General features: G+C 63.3%; 19 protein-coding genes. 14 read left to right on the top strand and 5 right to left on the bottom strand.

From position 1 onward, the window contains the following. Positions 1 to 3 precede the first annotated feature (3 nt). Positions 4 to 762 carry a sugar transferase gene (locus JQ628_RS00575; RefSeq protein WP_212217599.1) on the bottom strand — a complete coding sequence of 253 codons (759 nt, stop codon included), beginning with the start codon at positions 760 to 762 and terminating at the stop codon, positions 4 to 6. A gap of 591 nt (positions 763 to 1,353) precedes the next feature. Here JQ628_RS00575 and JQ628_RS00570 point away from each other — a divergent pair. The 10 genes from JQ628_RS00570 to JQ628_RS00525 all read left to right on the top strand — a co-directional run bounded on the left by JQ628_RS00570 (position 1,354) and on the right by JQ628_RS00525 (position 13,135). Then, the gene (locus JQ628_RS00570) at positions 1,354 to 1,491 is read left to right on the top strand and encodes a hypothetical protein (RefSeq protein ID WP_212217596.1); all 138 of its coding nucleotides are present in this window, start codon (positions 1,354 to 1,356) and stop codon (positions 1,489 to 1,491) included. A 67-nt stretch (positions 1,492 to 1,558) separates the two neighbouring features. Then, positions 1,559 to 2,290, top strand: a complete 732-nt coding sequence (locus JQ628_RS00565; protein ID WP_212217593.1) for a metallophosphoesterase family protein — start codon at positions 1,559 to 1,561, stop codon at positions 2,288 to 2,290. A 45-nt stretch (positions 2,291 to 2,335) separates the two neighbouring features. Next, positions 2,336 to 3,019, top strand: coding sequence for a polysaccharide biosynthesis/export family protein (locus JQ628_RS00560; protein WP_249127379.1), 684 nt, complete (start codon positions 2,336 to 2,338; stop codon positions 3,017 to 3,019). Positions 3,020 to 3,304: 285 nt separating this feature from the next. Further along, positions 3,305 to 4,732: an outer membrane beta-barrel protein gene (locus tag JQ628_RS00555; RefSeq protein ID WP_249127378.1), complete on the top strand. Its 1,428-nt coding sequence runs from the start codon at positions 3,305 to 3,307 to the stop codon at positions 4,730 to 4,732. Further along, a complete protein-coding gene (locus JQ628_RS00550; protein WP_212217590.1) occupies positions 4,713 to 7,025 on the top strand; it encodes a Wzz/FepE/Etk N-terminal domain-containing protein in 2,313 nt (770 codons plus the stop codon). The genes JQ628_RS00555 and JQ628_RS00550 overlap by 20 nt, the downstream gene beginning before the upstream one ends. After that, positions 7,022 to 8,410, top strand: a complete 1,389-nt coding sequence (locus JQ628_RS00545; RefSeq protein ID WP_349628000.1) for a VpsF family polysaccharide biosynthesis protein — start codon at positions 7,022 to 7,024, stop codon at positions 8,408 to 8,410. The genes JQ628_RS00550 and JQ628_RS00545 overlap by 4 nt, the downstream gene beginning before the upstream one ends. Before the next feature lie 17 nt (positions 8,411 to 8,427). Further along, positions 8,428 to 9,498 carry a glycosyltransferase gene (locus tag JQ628_RS00540; RefSeq protein WP_212217587.1) on the top strand — a complete coding sequence of 357 codons (1,071 nt, stop codon included), beginning with the start codon at positions 8,428 to 8,430 and terminating at the stop codon, positions 9,496 to 9,498. A 41-nt stretch (positions 9,499 to 9,539) separates the two neighbouring features. Continuing rightward, the gene (locus tag JQ628_RS00535) at positions 9,540 to 10,655 is read left to right on the top strand and encodes an acyltransferase family protein (RefSeq protein ID WP_212217584.1); all 1,116 of its coding nucleotides are present in this window, start codon (positions 9,540 to 9,542) and stop codon (positions 10,653 to 10,655) included. Beyond that, positions 10,652 to 11,701 (top strand): acyltransferase family protein, encoded by a 1,050-nt coding sequence (locus JQ628_RS00530; protein ID WP_249127377.1) that lies wholly within the window; start codon positions 10,652 to 10,654, stop codon positions 11,699 to 11,701. The genes JQ628_RS00535 and JQ628_RS00530 overlap by 4 nt, the downstream gene beginning before the upstream one ends. Before the next feature lie 3 nt (positions 11,702 to 11,704). Then, positions 11,705 to 13,135, top strand: a complete 1,431-nt coding sequence (locus JQ628_RS00525) for a lipopolysaccharide biosynthesis protein (protein WP_212217580.1) — start codon at positions 11,705 to 11,707, stop codon at positions 13,133 to 13,135. Positions 13,136 to 13,150: 15 nt separating this feature from the next. Here the strand turns inward: JQ628_RS00525 and JQ628_RS00520 are convergent, their stop codons facing one another. After that, a complete protein-coding gene (locus tag JQ628_RS00520; protein ID WP_212217578.1) occupies positions 13,151 to 14,245 on the bottom strand; it encodes an endo-1,4-beta-xylanase in 1,095 nt (364 codons plus the stop codon). Between the two features lie 201 nt (positions 14,246 to 14,446). Here JQ628_RS00520 and JQ628_RS00515 point away from each other — a divergent pair, with 201 nt between their 5' ends. From JQ628_RS00515 to JQ628_RS00500, 4 genes are read left to right on the top strand one after another with little or no spacing between them, the layout of a single operon-like run. Continuing rightward, positions 14,447 to 15,241, top strand: a complete 795-nt coding sequence (locus JQ628_RS00515; RefSeq protein ID WP_212217576.1) for a WecB/TagA/CpsF family glycosyltransferase — start codon at positions 14,447 to 14,449, stop codon at positions 15,239 to 15,241. After that, entirely contained in the window at positions 15,238 to 16,518 is a 1,281-nt protein-coding gene (locus JQ628_RS00510) for a glycosyltransferase (RefSeq protein WP_212217574.1), read from the top strand. Before JQ628_RS00515 ends, JQ628_RS00510 begins: the two co-directional genes overlap by 4 nt. A gap of 10 nt (positions 16,519 to 16,528) precedes the next feature. Then, positions 16,529 to 17,701 (top strand): glycosyltransferase family 4 protein, encoded by a 1,173-nt coding sequence (locus JQ628_RS00505; protein ID WP_212217572.1) that lies wholly within the window; start codon positions 16,529 to 16,531, stop codon positions 17,699 to 17,701. Continuing rightward, a complete protein-coding gene (locus tag JQ628_RS00500) occupies positions 17,698 to 18,111 on the top strand; it encodes a hypothetical protein (protein ID WP_249127376.1) in 414 nt (137 codons plus the stop codon). Before JQ628_RS00505 ends, JQ628_RS00500 begins: the two co-directional genes overlap by 4 nt. 22 nt (positions 18,112 to 18,133) lie before the next feature. On the opposite strand, the gene JQ628_RS00495 is transcribed toward JQ628_RS00500, so the two are convergent. Genes JQ628_RS00495 through JQ628_RS00485 form a run of 3 tightly spaced genes read right to left on the bottom strand, consistent with a single transcriptional unit; the run spans position 18,134 to position 21,019 of the window. Then, positions 18,134 to 19,756 carry an amidohydrolase gene (locus JQ628_RS00495; protein ID WP_212217570.1) on the bottom strand — a complete coding sequence of 541 codons (1,623 nt, stop codon included), beginning with the start codon at positions 19,754 to 19,756 and terminating at the stop codon, positions 18,134 to 18,136. Between the two features lie 36 nt (positions 19,757 to 19,792). Further along, the gene (locus tag JQ628_RS00490) at positions 19,793 to 20,134 is read right to left on the bottom strand and encodes a 5-carboxymethyl-2-hydroxymuconate Delta-isomerase (protein WP_212217568.1); all 342 of its coding nucleotides are present in this window, start codon (positions 20,132 to 20,134) and stop codon (positions 19,793 to 19,795) included. Between the two features lie 9 nt (positions 20,135 to 20,143). Further along, entirely contained in the window at positions 20,144 to 21,019 is an 876-nt protein-coding gene (locus JQ628_RS00485; RefSeq protein WP_212217565.1) for a polysaccharide deacetylase family protein, read from the bottom strand. Between the last annotated feature and the right edge of the window lie 49 nt (positions 21,020 to 21,068).

Below are 21,068 nucleotides of genomic sequence, written 5' to 3'. Positions count from 1 at the left end.
CGCCTAGAACGCATTGCCGGACAGAAATTCCCGGCGGACCGTGCGCATGATGATCATGATGTCCATGCCCAGCGACCATTTCTCGATGTAGCGGAGATCGTAATCGATGCGCGAGATCGCGCGGCCTGCCTCGACCGTGGAGCCCCGACAGCCGCTCACCTGCGCAAGGCCGGTGATTCCCGGCCGCGCGCAATGACGCTGGAAATAATACGGCACCAGATCTTCATAGAGCAGTTCCGCGGCGAGCATGCCCGGGACATGCGGACGCGGCCCGACCAGCGACATGTCGCCCTTGAGCACATTGAGCAGTTGCGGGATCTCGTCGAGACTGGTCTTGCGCAAGATCCGCCCGATCCGGGTGACGCGAGAGTCGCCCTGCACCGTCTGTTTCACGCCCCTGATATCGCCGGCGTCCGTCCGCATGGTGCGGAATTTGTAGATTCTGAACGAACGGTTGCGATAACCGTAGCGGCGCTGGACAAACATCACGGGTCCCGGCGAGGTGAGCTTGATTGCGATCGCGACCGCGATCAGCAGGGGCGCGAAGAACAGCAGCGCCCCACCCGCCACCACGATATCGAACACGCGCTTTGTAATCGACGCCGCCGGTTCAATGCGCAGGCGGCGTGGATGCCGGCTGCGGTACGCACTGTAGGCGCTGGCGCCCGCGTATTCGACCGGCCGCATCGAGATCAGATTTCGTTCCCGCCAGAGCGGCCTCACATTGTTCTGATCGAAACGCGCTGTGACGATAGAAGCCATTGCTCTCGCTCTTTCTCGCTCTCTGCTGGAACACTTGATTGCAGGCATGCAATCGGGAACGCCGTTCAGCGCTCACCCGCCGCTTTTTTCTCGCGCTTGCGATGCTCGCGCGGCAGCGACGATTGCATTGCGGTATCTATCGCTAAAGCTTTTCAGAATTTTTGAGCGAAATGGGGCGACAAAGCGAAATCGTCTCACAGTTTTTTGCAATGCACGATGCAACTATTTGCACGATGCGTGAATCGCGTTTGCTGGAAAGCGCTTAGTGAGCGGTGCACGCTTTTTGCGCTGCATGCGATTCCGATCTGCCATGCAGAAACGCGAGTGCTGGAACTTCGATGTGAAATGGATTCGCTTTCGATTTTCAACAGACTCGGTATCGCTTCGACTGCTTTGATGCGCGCGTTCCAGAAACTGTTTTTGAATGACTTCATTCATTGAATACTAAGTGACGTCTCGTAGCCTGCGTGCGCGCCGCCCTTCCTGCGGGACCACGTCATGAGCTCTCCGACGACAGCCGAGCTTCGGAAGACCGAATCGCCTGTAGCCAACGAGTCGTCCGCCCCGGAACAGTCTTCCAGGGAGGAAACGATGATCGCAGAACCCGCGAATTGTCCGCTGCTGGAACCGCATGACGCCCGCGATCGCAAATTGCGGAACCGCATCATCCTGGCGAATGCGATTGCCTGGGTCGTCATCATCGTCATGATCGGACTCGTGTTTTTCTAGAATGCGATTCTCAGCATTCTTCCGCCTTGATTGACCGCGCAACGGTTCCATGGTCGAACCTTGCACGATGCAATCGCCGCACCGTGCAACATCGCGTCCTATCGCGGCTTCGACGCCAGCCGAGACGCGAATCTATGCCGTCGGCGACATTCACGGCCGCGCCGATCTCCTGATGGAGACCTTCGCGCGCATCGACGATGATCTGCGGCGCAGACCCGTTGCGTATGCCGTCGAAGTCTATCTCGGCGACTATATCGACCGCGGTCCGCATTCCAGCACGGTCATCGACGCGCTGGCGGTCCGCATGATTCGGAACGGCGCGATCTGTCTGCGCGGCAATCACGAAGCATTGATGGAGCGCTTCCTTCGCAGCGAAATCGATTTCGAACCGTGGCAACAATTGGGAGCCGCACAAACTTTCGCCTCTTACGGCATCGAACTGCGCAAAGGCGATACGTCAACAGCTCTGCGGCGCCTGCTTCATATCGTGCTCCCGCCAACTCACGAATTGTTTCTGCAATGTCTGAAGGACAGCTACTGCTGCGGCGACTTTTTCTTCGCTCACGCCGGTGTGCGTCCCGGCGTCGCGATCGAGCGGCAGAATGCCAACGATCTCATCTGGATCCGCAGCGAGTTCCTCGACTCCGATCATGACCACGGCAAGTTCATCGTGCACGGCCATACGCCTGTCCCGCATCCCGACATCAGGCACAACCGCATCAACATCGATACCGGCGCATGGAAGACGGGAACACTGACATGTGCCGCAATAGAAGGCACGGCGATCCTGATCCTGTAGCCGCGCGCCAATTGTGGCGACGTGATCGCGTTTACCTAAACGCAGATGGAACTGCGCATCACATTTTTTCGCCGTGTTTTCTTTTCTATTCTCCGCGGCTTCAAGCGACGCTCTATCGGCGGAGATGCAGTCATGAAGCAGCGATCGGTCCACATCGCAGCCCTGTCGTTACTTTCTATCCTGTGTCTTGCGATCGTGTCCGGTATCGGCGGGCGATTCGCCGGATCTGCGTCGGCGCAGACTCAAGGTCTTGCACCGGCGCCGTCGGCTTCCAGCTACGTGCTGGGATCGAATGACAGGATCAGGTTGCGAGTCTATGGCGAGCCGGACATATCCGGCGAATACGAGGTCGATGCCAGCGGGCACATCTCGGTTCCGCTGGCGGGGCCGATGAAAGCCGCGGGCACGACGACGCGAGAGCTCGAACGTTCGATCAAGTCCGCACTGTCGAAAGGAATCGTGCGTGATCCCCGCGTGAACGTCGAGATCATCGCATACCGCCCCTACTACATCTTGGGCGAAGTCAAGAAGAGCGGTGAGTATCCTTATCGCCTCGGGCTGACCGTGCTCGACGCAGTCGCGAGCGCCGGCGGCTTCACCTACCGCGCCAACGAGAACAAGGTTTATCTGCGCCGCGCCGGCACCGGCGTCGAAGAAACCTACGCGCTCGATGCTCCCGTTCCGGTTTTTCCAGGCGACAACATCAGGGTTCCGGAGCGCTACTTCTAGCGCCTCGCGGACATTCAGTGCAGCGAACACGGCTCGGTCGCAAGTGTGGTGATGCTGCGGCGCGTAAAAGAAATTTTGCGACGCGAAAACTTTTCCGCGGCATGCGCGTTGCAGGCGCGGGAAGGGTCTTTCTGAATGATCGAGCGCGATGCTCCGTAACGTTGTGACCGTGCGGAACCGCCGTGAGGCGCGCCGTCCTTGTGTGCAGCCGCGACGATTTTTCGGGCAATCGGCGAACGCTCCGCTTCGTTCGCCGCCCGAAAAATCTTCCGCAAGAGATGAGTGATGAGTTCAACGTTCGCAACGACGGCGCCGGAGACGGCAAGAATGGGGAATGCGCGTGCACGTTCGGCGCTCCGGCTCGACCGGCGCGGACTCGCCGTCGCGCCCACGCCGGTGATCGCGATGCTCCTCGGATTATCAACACCGGCCAATGCGCAGGCGATTCCCTGGAGCCGCGATGAAATCTCCGCGCCCTGGAACGCGCAGCGCATCTTCGAGCCGACAACGCCGCCCGACCTCACCGATCCCGATAGCCGCGAGGAGATTCCGCCGGAGGACCTGCCCGTGCGGCAGCGGCAGCATCCCGGCTATGAGCCCGTCGGCATCCGCGCCGGCTCCTGGATGTTCAACCCGTCGATGATCACCGGCGGCTTTTTCGACAGCAACGTGTTCTCGTCGAGCAACGCCAAGCGTTCGGATCTGGCGGCGGTGTTCGAGCCGAGCCTTCGCGCGCACACGCTGTGGGAGCGGCATGGCATCGACCTCAAGCTCGACACGCAGTCGACCGTCTACAAGGAGAATTCGAGCCTCAACCAAACCAACGCCAGCCTGAAGGGCAACGCCTGGATCGATATCGCCCACGATCTTGCCCTCCTCACCAATTTCCAGGTGGCGCATCTCAACGAAGGCGTCGGGTCGTTGAACTCGCCTGCCAATGCGATTGCGCCGACGCCGTACAATCTGCTTTCCGGCGACGTCACCCTGCGCAAGCAGTTCAACCGGCTCACGACGTCGGTCGGGTTTCGCACCGATTCCTACGACTTCGGTTCGACGCGCGCGCAGGACGGCACGGTCATCAACCAGGACGCCCGCGACGGGCAGATCTATTCGCTGCACGGCCGGATCGATTACGCCATCTCGTCCGTGCTCGGCGTGTTCAGCGGCGTCGAAGGCAATCAGCGCGACATCCGCGGTCTGCCCGGCCACACCCTGGACTCGCAGGGCTACCGCACGCTGACCGGCGTCACTGTCGGCCTTGGCAATCTGGTGACCGGCGAGCTCGGCGTCGGCTACGTCCAGCAGCGTTTCGTCGACCCGACGATCGGGACCGTCGACGGTCCATCCTATCGCGCCCAATTGACATGGCGGCCGACCCGCCTGCTCGACGTCCATGTCAAGGCCGAGCAGCTCGTCACGCAAACCTCGGTGACATCGGCCACCGGCGTGCTCGCCAATGCCGTGCAGGTCGGCCTCGATTACGAACTGCGCCGCAACGTCATCGTGTCGCTCGGCGCCGGCTATGAGACCGACCGCTTCTTCGGACAATTGCGCAAGGACAATGTCACGACGTCGGACGCCCGCGTCAAATACCTGCTCAACCGCTTCAGTTCCATTTCCGCCTATTACCAGTTCACCGCACGCAGCAGCGACGTCCCCGTCTTCAGCTACGACAAACATCGGGTGGGATTGAATGTTACAGCGCAGTTTTGAACCGGCGCCCTATCTGGTGCAGGAAGAGCCCGGCCCGCCGCCCGTCACCGAAGGCTGGCAGCATCCGACATTCGATCTGCGCGAGCTGGCGCGGATCCTGCGCCGCCGCTTCCGCCTGGTGGCGCTGCCGCCCGTCGTGCTGGCCGCGCTCGCGCTGGCCTATGTGATGGCCGCCACCACGCTGTACACGGCGACCTCGACGGTGCTGGTCGATCCGCGCCGCGCCAATGTGGTCGAGACCAACCAGTCGGTGCTGTCAAATTTCGGCACCGACGATGCCACGATCGAAAGCCAGACGCTGCTGATCCAGTCGGTGGCGATCGTCGAGCGCGTGGTGCGCAAGCTCAAGCTGACGGAAGACATCGAGTTTGCACCGAAGCCCGGCCTTCTTGATCCGATCAGAAATCTGTTCCGCAGCAAGGGGCCGAGCGACGGGGCGAATCCCGAGGACGCCGCCCGTTCGCGGTCGGTCGAGATCCTGCAAAAGCGGATGAAGGTCACGCGCCAGGGCACCACCTTCCTCGTCGACATCAATGTCAACTCGGAATCGCCGCAGAAGGCGGCGACGATCGCCAACGCCATCGCCGACGCCTATTTCGAGGAGCAGGTCCGCGCCAAGAACGAAGCAACAAGGATCGCCGCCACCTGGCTGGGCGGGCAGATCAACGACCTCAAGTCGCGGGTGGTGACATCCGAGAAGGCGGTCGAGGATTTTCGCTCGGCCAACAATCTGACGGTGTCGCAGGGCGTTACGGTCAACGACCAGCAGATCACCGACCTCAACAACAAGCTGATCTCCGCACGGGTGCAGACCGCCGAGGCCCGCGCCAAGTACGATCAGGCGCAGCAGATCTCCAAATCCGGCGGCGATCCCGGCGGCATCAATGCGGCGATCTCATCGGAGATGATCACCAAGCTGCGCACGCAATATGCCGATATCGCCAAGAACGAAGCCGATCTGTCCAGCCGATACGGCGCGCGCCATCCGTCGGTCGCCAATGTGCGCGCGCAGTTGCGCGATACCCAGAAGCTCATCAACGACGAGATCAAGCGCATCCTCGACTCGACAAGGCACGAATACGACGTGGCGAAATCGCGTGAGGCGTCGTTGCAGCAGAGCCTCGACCAGTTGCAGGGCGTCTCGACCTCCTCCGGCCAGGCCCAGGTGCGGCTGCGCGAACTACAGCGCGAGGCGGAGGCCAACCGCACGCTCTACGAATCCTATCTGGCGCGCTCCAAGGAAACGACCGCGCAGGAGACGCTGGAAATGCCGGATTCGCGGGTCGTCACCAAGGCGAGCATCCCGATCCGTCCCTCCTCGCCAAAGACGATGCTGATCCTCGGGCTGGCCCTGATGCTCGGGCTGGGCGCCGGCGCCGTGCTGGCCTTCCTTGCCGACTATCTCGACGGCCGCATCAAGACGCTCGAACAGGCCGAGGCGATTTCGGGCGTGCCGGCGCTCGCGGCGGTGCCCTCGATTAACGCGCGCGAGCTCGCGGCGCGGGCCCGCCGCGGACACGATGAGCTGGCGCGCTACGACCGCAACACCATGAAGCTGCTGCCGCCGGCACTACAGCCTCCCCTGATGCGCTACGCGATCGACCGTCCCGGCACGTTCTTTGCCGAGGCGATCCGCGCCGTGCGCCTGGCGCTTCAGCGCACCATGCGCACGCAACCGGTCAAGGTGATCCTTGTCAGCTCGGCGCTCGACAGCGAAGGCAAGACCACGCTTGCCGGCAATCTCGCCCAGTCGCTGGCGATGCTGGGCATCCGCACGCTGCTGATCGACGGCGATTTGCGCAATCCGCAATTGACCCGCGCCCTGTGCCCGCGCGCCGATGTCGGCTTGCTCGAGATCGCGCTCGGCCAGGCCTTGCCCGAACAGGCGATCCTGACCGACCGCTCGACGGGCCTTTCGATTCTGCCCTCGACCGCGGTCAAGCAGGTCGAGATCATCACGGAGCTGATGTTTTCCGAGCGGGTGGTCGATGTGCTCGACTATTTTCGCCACCGCTATGAGCTGATCATCATCGACTCGCCGCCGCTGGTGCCGCTGGTCGACGGCCGCGCGCTGGCCGAGCTTGCCGACCGCATCATCCTCGCATTGGCGTGGGACCAGACGCCGGGCGAGGTGCTCTCGCACACGATCAACCTGCTCTCGCCCGTCAGCGACCGCATTCTCGGAACGGTGCTGACCCAGGTCGATCTCAGCCGCCTGCAATTCTATGACTATTACCGCAGTTCGGCCTATCTCAAGCCGTATGGTGCCGCGAGCCTCGGGGTGGCGAAGTGAGCGCGCGCCAACCATTCAACCAACCCCTGCGCCCTCCTTCGGCGGCGGCAGGCCTGCCCCGGCATCGGCGCGCGCCGGCGACGGCGGCCCGTCCGCCATCGGATCGGTTCATCGAATTGCTCGCGGCCGGATTGATGCTGCTGGCGGTGACCGTCACGTTCACGATTTCCACCGCCGTCCTGACCAACTGGAAAATCCATTACGTCACGGCCGGCGGAAACTTCTACGAGAAGATCCATCCCGCTACTTACTTCACCTTCCTCGCCTTCGCGCTGCTGTTGCTGCGCAGCCGCGGCCCAATCGGCGAAATCGAGCGCATGTTGTCCGGGGCAAAGCTGCTGCTCGTCTATCTCGCATGCTGGTTCTTTCTGCTGGTGCAGGTGATCGCGCTCGAGCGTCCCTTTACGGTGATCATCGACACCTTCCTGCTGCCGATCGTGCTGTGTCTCGTGATCTGGGAGCTGGGGCCGGCACACCGAAGATGGCTGGTCGGCGCACTTCATTTCACCGTGCTGGTGAACGTCGTGCTCGGCTATTACGAGTTCCTCTCCGGCCACCGGCTGATCCCGCTGACGCTGGGAGACGTCGTCGTGACGGGGGAGTGGCGCTCGGCGGCGCTGCTCGGCCATCCCCTCACGGCCTCCGGACTGATCGCGGCCTATGTCATGGCCCTCGTGCTGCGTCCCGCGCTCTGCCCTCCGCTTGTACTGAGGCTTCCGCTCATCGCCTTCTGTCTGATGTCGCTGATGGCGTTCGGCGGCCGCACCTCGCTGGTCACGGCGCTGGCAATCATCGCGCTTTGCGCGGTCGCCGAAGCGCTGCGGCTGTTACGCGGCAAGCGCGTGCCGCTCCCGGCCGCCATCATCGCGATCTGCGCGCTGTTCGCCGCCGGCGCCGCTATTTTTGCCGCCTTCGATCTCGGCATCTTCGACAAGATGCTGCTGCGTTTCTCCTCGGACAAGGGCAGCGCGCTGGCGCGCTACGCCACCTTCGACCTGCTGTCGCATTTCGATTGGCAGGAACTGCTGCTCGGACCCAATCCGGTTCGCGCGAGCGCGCTGCAAAGCCAGCTCGGTCTCAACTACGGTGTCGAAAATTTCTGGGTTTCATCGATCGTGCAGTTCGGCGTCCTTCACACGGCCGCGCTAACCATCGGGTTGGTCTGCTTCTTCATCGAGGTGATCAGGCGTTCCGACAACGCGGTGTGGGCGATCGTCCTGCTGATCGCCGTGATCGCCGCGAGCTCGGTCAGCTTCTCGTCGAAGAACATCCAGCTCGCGCAGTTCAGCATCCTCATCTCGCTGCTGCTGCCGCGCAACCAACCTCGCCTGGCGGCGCCGGCGCCGCTGGCCGCGCGCGGCAGCTACCGACCAATTCCGGTCTAACTTTTGGGGAACCTCGCATGACAATCTATGTCGACAACACCCATCTCGGACGTCACGTCACCGGACTCGAGCGCATCACGCTGGAGCTGTTTTCGGCCAGAGCCCTTGCCCCGCTCGATATCGTGCCGGTGACGGCGCGCGGCACCCGCCAGATGGTGACGACGCAAACGCTGGGGCTGCCGATGCGGCTGGCCACCTCGTCCTCGATCCTGCTGTGCCCCGGCTTTCCGCCGAGTCCGCTACTTCGCCCGTTCGCCGCGCGCGTGCTGCCCTATATCCATGATGATTTTCTCCTGACGCGGCGCGCCGACCTCAACGCGCGGGCGCGCCTCTATATGGCCGCGCCCTTCAGGCTCGCGCTGCGGCACTATCCGCGCTTCCTTGCCAATTCGAACGACACCATGCACCGGCTCGAGGCGCATTGCCGAGGGGATGCCGAGGTCACGCTGTACCGCCCGCCGGTCCGCAACGTGTTCGGCCTCGAATCGGAGTTGCGCGCCGCGCGGCATGCAAAACCGCAGCCGCTCCGCATCGTGGCGCTCGGGACCGTGGAGCCGCGGAAGAATTACGGCGCGGCAGCGACCATTGTCAGCGCGCTGCGCGCCAGAGGTTTTGCAGGCGCCTCGCTCGATATTGTCGGAAGGCCAGGCTGGGGCGACGACTGGGAGATGCTGAAGACCGTTCCGGGCGTGACGCTGCATGGATACCAGCCGACGGAGGAAGTCAGGCAGTTGCTTGACGACGCCGATCTCTTCATTTGCACCTCGCATGACGAGGGCCTCGGCCTGCCCTTGCTGGAAGCGCAATATGCGGGCCTGCCGATCGTCGCGCCCGATGCAGCGATCTTCCGCGAGGTGCTCGGCATCTCCGGCATCTATGTCGACCCGACCGAACCGGTACAGGCAGCCACGCGCATCGCGGCCGCGCTGTCCGGCGCGGAATGGCGCGCGCGCTATGCCGCGCTCGGGGAGCAAAATCTGAAGCGCTGGAACGCGCTCGCAGAGAGCGATCGCGACGCCGTCATTGGCCTGATCGCGGGCCTCGCCGGCGCGGCCGCACGTCACCCGCACGCCGGGACAGCCGCGTGAACGCCGCTGCGCGCGCCGAACCCGCAAGTCCGGACACGTCCTTGAAGCAAGCCACGAGCAGCACCAGCCATCTCGACGGACTGCGGATTGTCGCAGCCTGTGCCGTCGTCGTTCTGCATTATTCGGACTATTTGAAGGACCACGCCGTTGGCCGCTTCATGGTCGACCATAGCTGGCACTTCAACCTGTTCGTGGACCTGTTCTTTGTCGTCTCCGGCTTCGTCATCGCCCGGCTATATTTCGATTCAGTCGGCGATGCGGCTTCAACCGGGCGCTTTCTGTGGCGCCGGATCGCACGGATCTATCCGCTGCATCTGGCCACGCTCGCCTTCTACGTGGTGATCGCGCTGGCGTTGCACTCCGGCCTCGCCAGGACCGACAACCCGGCGCGTTATCCCCTCTCCGACCTGCCCGCGCAACTTCTGCTGCTGCATGCCTTCGACGGCGAGCGGCTTACTTTCAATTTCCCGAGCTGGTCGCTGTCGGCGGAAATGTTCTGCTACCTGCTGTTTCCGCTGGTTGCCGCCGTCACCGCGCGGCGGAAGGGACTGATCATCGCGCTGGTCGTGCTGCCCGCGCTCGCCAACAGTCTTTACGTGGCATTTGCGGGTACCGAACCCTGGGCTGACTGGATCAACAAGGGCGGCGCCTTCCGGGCGCTGCCGGGCTTCAATCTCGGCGTCGCCTGCTATCTGTTCCGCGACCGGATCGCCGGCTGGCCCGTCATGCCGGGGGCGCTCGTGGCTTCGCTGATCGCCTTTGTCATGCTCGGCTGGCTACTCTCGCCGATGGCGGCGCTGATCGCGGTCTACGCCATCGCCCTGCTCGCGATCCAGTCCGATTGCGCCGGTCGCGTGACGCTGTTCTCCAGGCTCGGCTTCGATCGCTGGTCGTCGCTGACCTATTCCTGCTACATGCTGCATATCCCCGTCGCGACGGTCGTGCTGACTTTTGCCGCGCGTCTGCTGTCGCCGATCCTTCCCGATGCAAAACTGCTGCTCGCTCCGGTCGCCCTCGTCGTCCTTGCCGCGGCAAGCATCGCTTCCTTCAACTATTTCGAAACGCCGATACGGCGATACCTCACCGCCGCGTTCGATCGCCGCTTCGCGCCGACCTCCGCCGTATCGGCGATCCGGCGGCAGGAAACCGCCACATGACCGAAACGTTGCGACCATCGGCGGATTGGACCGCGATAGCGGATTCGCACGCACCGGCGGCGAGCCGCAACGATGCGATCGACAGCATGCGCGGCATCGCCATCCTGATGGTGATCGGAATCCACTCACTCCAGCAGCCGCTCGATACACCCTGGGTCATCGCGGTCGACGCGGCGCTCCGGCCCTGTGTGCCGGTGTTCCTGTTCGTGTCGGGCTATCTGACCGCGCTGTCCGGCCGCGTGCCGCTCGCCAAAAGGATCAGCGCAGCCCTCATCCCCTACTCGTTTGCGTTCACGGCCGCCTACATCTACATGGCGCAGCACAATCCGGCGATGGACCATCGCCCGGTGACCGTGCTGGCGCGGTTCACCCTCGCTTACGTCTTCGTCTACTACTACGTCTTTGTCTATGTCGGCTGCACCGTCATGATGTGGCTGCTCCTCGTGACGGCCGGCCGCGCAACCGACCCCGGGCAACGGCTTGCCGCCGCGCTGGTGCTGGCGATCGCAGCCGGCCTGATCGTCGGCAGTTACCTCGATCCGGCCCTGTCCCGCCTTGGCCTGTCGGACTCCCTGATCGAGGAAGTCCGCCTGCGCGATATCGCGTTCTGGTTCTCGTTCATGGCGGCGGGCGCATTGGTGGCGATGGCAGGCAGTGCATTTTCAACCGCGCTGCGCGGCGTTCTTCCCGGCGCAACGCTGGTGGCTTATGCCATCTACGCGCTGGTGCGGATTTGCGGCATCGGCGACGCGGCCGCCTACGATTCGATCGCATTCTTCGCCTACGCGACGCTGCTCTGCTGCTGGCTAATCACGACGCAGCCGAGATCGCCGCTGCTCGCGGCGCTCGGCTCCGGCAGCTATTTCATCTATCTCTGGCACATCTTCATCGTCATGGCGCTGCGCGATCACGCGCCGCTGCGCCAGTTCGGACCGCTGGTAAACGCCGCGGTGACGTCGGGCGCGACGGTTCTGCTCAGCGTCGCCGCGCTGATGACGGTCAGACAAGTTGCCCCTGCGCGTCTGCTGCGCTGGTTGGGAGCATAAGAGATGCTGCTGCGCCACACCCTGCTCTACCTACCTGCGCAGTTCGTCGGACCGCTGTTCCAGTTGGTCGCGATGATCGTCTGGACCCATCTGGTCGACGAGCACACGCTGGGCATTCTGACGCTGGTGACGGCGACGCATGAGCTGTTGCAGATCGGCTTCCTCGCCTGGTGGTCGCAATACGCGCTGCGCTTTTTCGGCCGCTATCAGGACGGCGACGCGTCACGGTTTCACCGGACCGAAAATGCCGTTCTACTCGTATCCGTCACGCTACAGAGCATCGCCGTCATCGGCATCCTGCTGCTCGTGATTGCACCCGACGCCAAGACGGCCATTCTGTTCGCCAGTGCGGCCTACGTGATCACCCGATCGCTCAATCTCTATATCGGCGAGCGCGCCCGGGTCCGTCAGCAAATCGCCGTCTATTCGATCCAGCAGATCGCCGGCCCCGCGCTTGGCTTCATCCTCGGGCTGATCTTCATAAAGCTGTTCGGCCAGTCCGCCGAATGGCCGCTCGCGGGCTATGCCATCGCGCAACTGTTTGCGGCGCTCATTGTGCTGCCGAAGATCGGTTACAGCCGCCGCCTCTGGCCGATCGACCGTGAGATCGTGGGACATGCCCTGCGCTACGGCATTCCCTTGATCGTCGGCGGCGCCCTTGGCTGGGTCGGGCTCAACGCGTCGCGATTCATCGTCAACGAGATGGCGGGCGTGGCTGCCGCCGGCTTGTTCGCGGTCGGCTATGGCCTTGGGCAGCGCGCCGCGGCAGTCGCCGCGATGCTGGTGACGGCAGCCGCCTTTCCGCTCGCGGTCAAGACCATGGAGCAACGCGGCAGCCGGGCTGCGATGCGCCAGCTTGCCGACAACAGCGCGCTGCTGATCGCGATCCTGGCGCCGAGCCTTATCGGTATCTACATGCTGCGCGCGGAAATCGTGCACCTGCTGATCGCGCAGCCGTTCCAGCAGGTCACGCTTGCCATTCTTCCGCTGGCTGCGCTATCCGGCGCGATCCGCAACCTGCGGGCCCATTTCGGCGATCAGGTATTCTTGCTGCACAGCCGGACCCGCTGGATGATGATCGTCTCGGCGGTCGACGCCACGCTGACGGTCATCTTCAGCATCATCGGCTTCCGCTATTGGGGCCTTGCGGGCGCCGCCGCCGCGACCGTCGCCGCCGCACTCGCGGGCGCGACCGTCAGCTTCGCGGTCGGTTTTGCCAAATTCGGGCTGACCTTGCCGGTCGCGCATCTCACACGCATCGCGCTTGCGACCATCGCGATGGCCGGCCTGCTGAGGCTCTTTCCGGAGGCGCCGACGCTCATGCATCTTGCCGCGCATATCGGAGCCGGCGCCGCCGCCTATCTGGCGACGCTCGCCGTGCTCTATGCGCCGTCGCTGTTCCGCTTGCTCCGTTCCCGACCGCAGCAGGCCTGAACGAAGCGCGGCGTCTCACGCCTTTCTGGCATTCTCGAAGGCGCGCGCCATTGCGAACCACAGCGGCTTCTTCTGCATCGACGAATCGAACGGCAACGGACGCGGCAGCCGCTGCGCCAGCGGGTCCTTTTTCTTCGCCGCATCGGTATAGAACGAGTAGTTGTCGGCCAGCTCCCAGGCGATCACCATCTTGACCGCCGGAATGCGAAGCACGCCGGTGAGGAATTTCTCGGCCGTCTCCGCGATCATCGCGTCGCGCGTCGCAACGTCGTCCGGGAACGTGTCGTCGCGCACATCGAACTCGGTGATGTAGATGTCGACCTTGCGATCGGCCAGCGCGTGCACAAACTCGAGGAATCGCGCAGGATCGTGCGGATAGCGCGGCTGGAGATGCCCCTGTAGCCCGACAGCATGCAGCGGCACGCCGGCATCCTTCAGTTCATCCACCAGGCGCAGCAGGCCGCGGCGCACCGTCAGACCGACCTCGTCGTCGCGTTCGCTTTGCGCCTCGTTGAGCACCAGCCTGGTCTTCTTGTCGACCGCCGCCACACGCTCGAAGGCGCGGCGCACATAGCCGGTTCCGAACGCATCGTACCAGGGGCCGAGCCTGTAGCCGCCGGGCGCCTTGTGGCCCGGCCAGAACGGCTCATTGACCACGTCCCATGAATGCAGTTTCCCCGCGTAACGTCCGGCGACTTCCTCGATATAGCTGTCGAAGAATGCCTGCCGCTCGGGAACGCTCATGTTCTTGATCCACTGCGGAACCCAATCGTTCCAGATCAGGCAATGGCCGCGCATCGGAATGCGATGGCTTGCACAAAACTGTAGCAGGCGATCGGCGCTTTCGAATCGTTTCGGCCCCGCCTGCGGAACGATGGTTCCCATCTTCATCGCAACATCGGTCGTAACAATTTGTGTATGTGCAATGTAGAGCTCGCGATAGGCAACATCCTTCTCGATCACCGGTCCTGCGGCTGCGCCGAACACGAATCCATTTTTCGCCGCGATTGCTGCAAGCCCCTGCGACGGCGCAGCAAACGTCTTTCCGCTGCACGCAACGCTCGCGCCGGCAACAACCGCCATCGCTTCTCGTCGCGAAAACTTTTTCATGACGGCTCTCCGTTATGTGAACGAGTCATCGCTGCATCCGACATCGCGAAGCAGCATCGCCATCGTTGCGTCGCAATAGATCGATTTCGTGACGCTGCACGTCGAGGAAAGTTTTCGACATCAAGTTCCGATCGCAGCAGCGATAGGCATGTCGTCTTCTGTGAATGCGTACCTCGGCCACATTGTCATCAGGAGATCGACATGTTGGAACCGCCGCCACAGCAGCATCCCAATCTGACGGTTGACGGCATTGCCATCAACATCGTCTCGCTTCCGCAGGCCGTCGACTCCATCGTGTCTGCCGCCCAGACCGGCGACAATTTCAGCGTCTGCACGCTCAATCTCGATCATGTCGTCCAACTGCAACAACGCGCCGACTTCCGCGCTGCCTACCGCCGCGCGCGGTTTGTCACGGCCGACGGATTTCCGATCGTCGTGCTTAGCCGCCTGCTTGGGACAAAAATCGAGCGGACGACGGGCGCCGACCTCGTCGAGCCGGTTTGCCAGGAAGCGCGCAGGAAGGGACTTCCGATCTTTCTGCTTGGCGCGACGGAGCCAACGCTTGCGATCTCCGCGCGACGGCTGTCGGAACGATTCAGGGGATTGAACGTGGCGGGTTATTTTGCACCCGGCCGCAATTTTGAGCCCTACTCCGCCGAGGCGGACCACGCCATCGAGACCATCCGAGCTTCCGGCGCGCGGCTTTGCTTTCTCGCACTCGGCGCGCCGCGCCAGGAATTGTTCGCCGCGCGCTGCCTCGACGAGCTCAATGGGACCGGCATGCTGTGTATCGGCGCCGGGCTCGACTTCATTGCCGGCACGCAGGTCCGCGCCCCGTCCATCACGCAAAAGTATGGGCTGGAATGGGCGTGGCGTTTGCTGCACGAGCCAGGGCGCCTCGCGCCGCGCTACGCGCGCTGCATGGCCGTCGTTCCGCGGCTTGTCGCGCACACCATCCCGCAGATCGTCAACGCACGTATGAGGAAGGCGGCATGACTTCAACGCTCACTCTCGCACTCCGGGCCCGCAACGCCAGGCCCGTCAAGCCGCGCTATCAGATTTGTCTCATCCATCCGTTCGACCCGCGCGGCGAGAAAGTCGGAGGGCTGGAGACCTATATCCGCGACTTCATCACCTTCCATCCCGCCGACACCGATCTTCTCTTCATCGGCGTCGACTCGCGCGGCGATCTCGAGCTCGGCCAGATTCATAACCTGACCTTCCGCGGCCGGACCTTTGAGTTCCTGCCGGTCCTGCACTACACCGACCAGCAGGCGCGCGAGGCGGCACGCACGATTCAGTCGTCCCTCACCGGGCAATTCTTCATGGCCTTGCTGCGCCATTTTGTGCCGATCGCGCGGCTGATCCGCGCGCGGCGCTGCTCGGTCGATCTGCGGCGGGTGGAATTCTCCTGGCTGCCGGCGATCCTGCGGCTGCCCTTCGTGCAGATGCTGCATGGCGAGGGCGCGCCAAAGCTACAGATGGATTCGCTGCTTCGGAAATATTCCTTCGTGCATAACACCGGCGAGCGGTTTGCGGTTGCGATGAGCGAAAAGTTCCTGTGCGTCAATCCGTTCATCACGGAGCGGCTGCAAAAGACCTATCCAGCCCGCAAGGACAAGATCGACACGCTCTGGACTTGGGTGAACACCGACATCTTCAAGCCGCAGCCGATGCATGCGGGCACCTCGCCGTTCCGCGTCGTGTTCGCCGGCAGGCTCGACGAGTTCAAGGATCCGCCGCTGATGTTTCGCACCATCGACCGGCTGCGGCAGCGGCTGAACGGCGACGTCGTGTTCGACTATATCGGCACCAGCAATCCCGAACGTTTTGCCGAATTCGACGCGATCAGGGACATCACCGCCCGGCATGGCTTCAAGGACGCGGCAGGTATGGCCGCGACATTGGCATCCGCGCATGCCGGCATCCTCACCTCCGAATTCGAGGGCATGCCGCGCTTCGTGCTGGAGACGCTGGCGGTCGGCCGGCCCGTCGTGGCAATGCATCTGCCGCAGCTCGAGCCGGTCATTGTCGACGGCGAGAGCGGATATCTGGTGCCGCGCGCCGGCTCATCCAACGACATGGCGGACACGCTGGCGGATCGTCTTATCGACGTCCGCAACGCAATCGGCGCGGACGAGCTGAATGCGGTGCGGATCGCCGGTGCGATCAAATCCTTTACTCCGATGACGCAATTGGCGCGGGTGTTTCGCTATCACCAGGAAATCCAGGACGCGCGCGGAATGACAGGAACGCCTTCGCACGCCTATTGAGGAGGCCCGCGTGAACATCCTCATGCTGACCAGTGAGTTTGCTCCGGCAACCGGCGGCGTCGGCACCTATGCCGAAGAGATCGCGGCCGCCGCCACTCGTCTGGGTGCGCGCGTCACAGTGATGGCACCGGATTATGCACAAGCCAACGTCGAGGACGTTTTCCTGCCCTTCGATGTGATCCGCTTTCGCGGCAGCCTGCATTCGATGCGCGATCTGCCCGCCAAGATCATGCTGGCGCGCAGCAAGGTGCGCGGGGGGCACTATGACGTAATTCACGCCGCCGACTGGCCGTTCTTCATTCCGCTCGCGCTTTCGCGATGGCGAACGCAAGCCCGCGTGGTGATGACCGTGCACGGCACCGAGATCAACGAGACGCAGACGCCGCTAAAGCGGCTTGCAATCCGCAGCGCCGGGGTTTTCGGGCCGCGGACGCAGATCGTGGCCAACAGCCGCTACACCCGGGATTTATTCAGCGAACGCTTTGCCGTCGATGCGCGTCGCGTCAGCGCGGTGCAGCTCGGCGTGTCCGACTTCTGGTTCGGCATGCGACGGCCGCGCGATGTCGTCCGCCACGCTCTTCGGCTTACGCCTGATCGGCTCGTGATCGTCACGGTGGCGCGGTTGACGCATCGCAAAGGACACCTTCTCACGCTGGCGGCGCTGCGCACGCTTCCCGACGAATTGCGCAAGCGCATCGTCTGGCTGGTGATCGGCCCCGACGGCGAGGCCGGCCATGTCGCGGCACTGCGGCGTCTGGCCGAAGAAGCTGATGCCGACGTCCGACTGCTTGGCGCTTTGCCGAAGGAAGATATCCGCGACGTCTATGGCGCAGCCGACATGTTCTGCCTCACTGGCCTGCCGGAATCCTCCGGACGGGTCGAGGGATTTGGCCTCGTTTACCTGGAAGCGGCGGCCGGCGGCCTGCCGAGCGTCGCCACGGCGGTCGGCGGCGTGCCCGACGCCGTGCTGGCGGATGAAACCGGAATCCTCGTGCCGCCGGATCCCGGGAGTATCTCGCGCGCCATCGCCGATCTCGCTGATGACAAGGAGCGGCGGGCGCTGCTCGCCGCGGGTGCAAGCGTTCACGCGCGAAACCTGTCGTGGGAGCGATGTGCCGCGGCGACCTATGGATTGGCCTATCGCAGCGACCGCGTGCCGCAGCCGAGCACAGAGGCGGCATGACGCGGCTGGTCGCGGCGGCCATCGCGCTGATGCTCGCTGCAAACGCGGCGCGCGCGGAAAGCGAAAACTGCCGCCGCAGCCGCGAATATCTGCTGCAAAATCTCGCCGGCGACCTGACGCTGCCGCCGCAGGCCTACAACGATCTTTTCAAGATCTGCTCGGCCGCCGTAGCGATGTCGAATATCAAGGACGCCTATATCCTGAAGGACGGCGGTATTGCCGTCGTCCCCAAGCAGGACAGCGTCCCGGCCACGGCCGCGACGCTCTCGCAGTTCTGCGACAGCTATCCGCGCGCCACACTGCGCTTCCTCACCCGCAAGGAGATGCAGTCGACCAAGACCATCGGCGGCATCGTGCAGATGTCGTCGGGCTCGGCGACGCCGTGCAAGAAGATCAAGGGGCTTACGTGAGGCGGAAGCGGCGGCGTTGAGTCTAGTGCGCGACCCCCGCGCTCGCTGGTGCTCGTCCGTCGATCGCATCATGCTCGATTGCTCCGCGAACCATCGTCATCAAGACCTTGACGGCCCGGAAATCGACGGTGGAGTCGAACGGATCCCGGTCGACGGCAATCAGGTCCGCCGCCATTCCCGGCTCGAGAACACCTCGCCAGCTTTCCTGCCGCATGGCATAGGCGCCGCCATGGGTATAGCCGCGGATCGCTTCTCGCCGGGATATCGCTTCCGACGGACCAAGCGGCCTGCCCTTGTCAGCACCACGGTCCAGCGCGTTCGCCATTCCAACCCAGGGAGAGAAATCACCGGTCGGCGCATCCGAGCTGCAAATAAACGGAACGCCCGCATCGATGACGGAACGGGCCGGATATCTGCTGTCGGCCAACGGTCCGAACGCTTCGAGGGTCGTGCGGTGCATCACCGACAGGAAGCTTGGCTGGGCAACGACGATGGCTCCCGCCTTCTTCATCCTGGCAAGGCCGCCGGTAGGCGGACAGGTATAGTGCTCGATCCGGTGCCGGGCATCGGACCATGACTTCATCTTCTGGGCCCGTTCCAGCGCGCCGATAACGCGCAAGATCGCCCGGTCTCCGACGCAGTGAACGGCGACCTGCCAGCCATCGAGGTGCGCCTCGACGAGGACGCGCTCCAGCTCTTCCTCATCGCGCATGAAGAAGCCGGTTCCTCCCGTATCGTGATACGGCGTCGTGACCGCGGCGGTGCGTGCGCCGGCGATGCCATCCGCGAAGAACTTTAACGTATTCGTTTGCCAGTCCGGATCACGCTGCGGCGTCAGCTCTCGTGCGACGGCTTCCTTTGGATCGAGCCGATGCATGAAGCCGAGACGGATCAGCGATCGGTCGGAACGGATGAGATTCCAGGTCGCATGTTCCTCGTCAAAGCCGCTGGTGAAGCCGACGGCGGCCTCGACCGCTGCCGTCAATCCAAGCCGCATCGCATCCCCAATCGTTGCCCGCAGAGCGTCGGCGACCACGGCGCGCTCGACCCGCGGCATGTTGCGGAACACGGCGTCGGCGGCGCTCTCCTTGACGATGCCGTTCAAACGGCCTTGCGGATCGCGCTCGAACGATCCGCCCACCGGGTCCGATACCCCCTCATCTATTCCGAGCGCATGCAAGGCTGCGCTGTTGAGGATCGCCGTGTGTCCGCAAAAACGGCGGATGACGAGCGGCTGGTCCGGAGCTGCGGCGTCGAGTTCTTTACGGGTCGGATATCGATGTTCGGGCAAGCCATTCTCGTCGAAGCCGGATCCCCTGATCCATTCTCCGCTGGAGACGCGCCGCGCGGCGGACGACACGCGATCGAGCAGTGCGCCGACGGACTTGACCGCGACAGGGTCGAGCGCGATCTGCAACCGCTCGATGGCAAGGGCAAAGAGATGGATGTGGGCGTCCGTCAGCCCTGGCATCACGACGGTACCATGGAGGTCGATTGTCGTCTCGGCGGCGGGTGCGTCGTCCCGCGATCCCACGAATTGGATGGTACCGTCCCGGGTCACCAACGTGTCGGCCGGAATACGGTCGCCGGCATCCCGGTAGATGCGTCCATTGATCAAGCGGATAGAGTGCGGCCGGCCGGTCATGTTCTTCCTTCCCTTACTGCCCGATCGCACGCAGGATCATTTCAGGCGTTTCTTGTAGGCGACCGGATCCATATCCCTGATATCGACGCTCAAGCTGACAACGTCCGGGCACAGCTCCACCATGGTTGACCGAAGCTGCTCGCTTAACTTCACCTTGTGCTCCGACGTCCTTCCCGCCAGCAGATATACGGAGAGGTGCACAAAACTGTCTTTCCGGCCGGCGACCAGAAAATCGTCATAGCTGCGTGCCCTCACCTTGATGTCCTCCGGCTTCATCACGCCGGTTTGCGATGCAGCCTGAAACAGCCGTTCCATCAAACTGGCGACTCCGGCTTCACCTAATGCGTCACTGGAATATTCGATCACAAGGTGAGGCATGAACGTACTTCAGCCGGCGCGCTGGGCCGGCTGCTCCTGCCGTCCATCCATGACGGTCGCCCATTTGGCGATCTCGTTCCTGGTGGTGCACCAGACCTGATCGTGACTCCTGACGTAGTCGAGGCATTGCCTGATGGTGTCGTTCAGGATCGGACGGCCGCCGATGTGGCAATGCAGGATGATTTCCGTCCAGCCGGGATGTCCCTCGCCGCCCTCGCGATACAGCAGATCGAACGACTGCTTGAATCCTTCCCAGATGATCGATGGCGGATTCTTCGGGCCGAGGAAAATCTGCATGTCGTTGTGCTGGGCGTTGGTCTGCGGAAGGATCACCAGCGATTTGTTGCCGACCTTCTCCACGAACGGGATGTCGTCGCTGGCGTCGTCGCCGCACCAGCCGTAGCCTGTTTCGCATAGCAGTCCGAACGTATTGGAGGTCGGGCTTGCGCCCGGACTTGCCCAGCCCATCGGCGGCGCGCCTGTTGCTTTTTCAATCGCTTCGGTGGTGTCCTTGATGTCCTTGCGCTCGGCCTCCGGATTGTCCGAGGAGAACATCCGGTCGTTCACCCAGCCATGTCCGACGACCTCGTGCCCTTCCTTGACCGCGGTGGACAGAAACTCCGGATGACGCTGCGCCGCCAGACCATTGGTCGAGATATGCGACTTGATGCCGAACTCGTCGAACAGTTCGAGCAGCCGCCAACCGCCGACCTTTGCGCCGTATTCGGCGTAGGAAAGCGACAGCGGGTTTACCTTGCCGGGCGTGTCGCGCGTCCGGTATTGGGACTGGAAGTCAAAAGCCTCGAAGGCCATACCGATCGAGAATGCGATTTTCTGTTTTCCCGGCCATTGCCATGGCCTGCGATGCGACCTGAATCGTGTCATTGGGCTGCGCTCCCTGTTATTCTCTAATTATTGGCCGGCGCCGCGGTCG

The organism is Bradyrhizobium lablabi, from assembly GCF_018129385.1.
Lineage (GTDB): Bacteria > Pseudomonadota > Alphaproteobacteria > Rhizobiales > Xanthobacteraceae > Bradyrhizobium > Bradyrhizobium lablabi_C.
The sequence above is the reverse complement of the archived record's forward strand: the minus strand, read 5'-3'. Positions and strand labels throughout refer to the sequence as shown.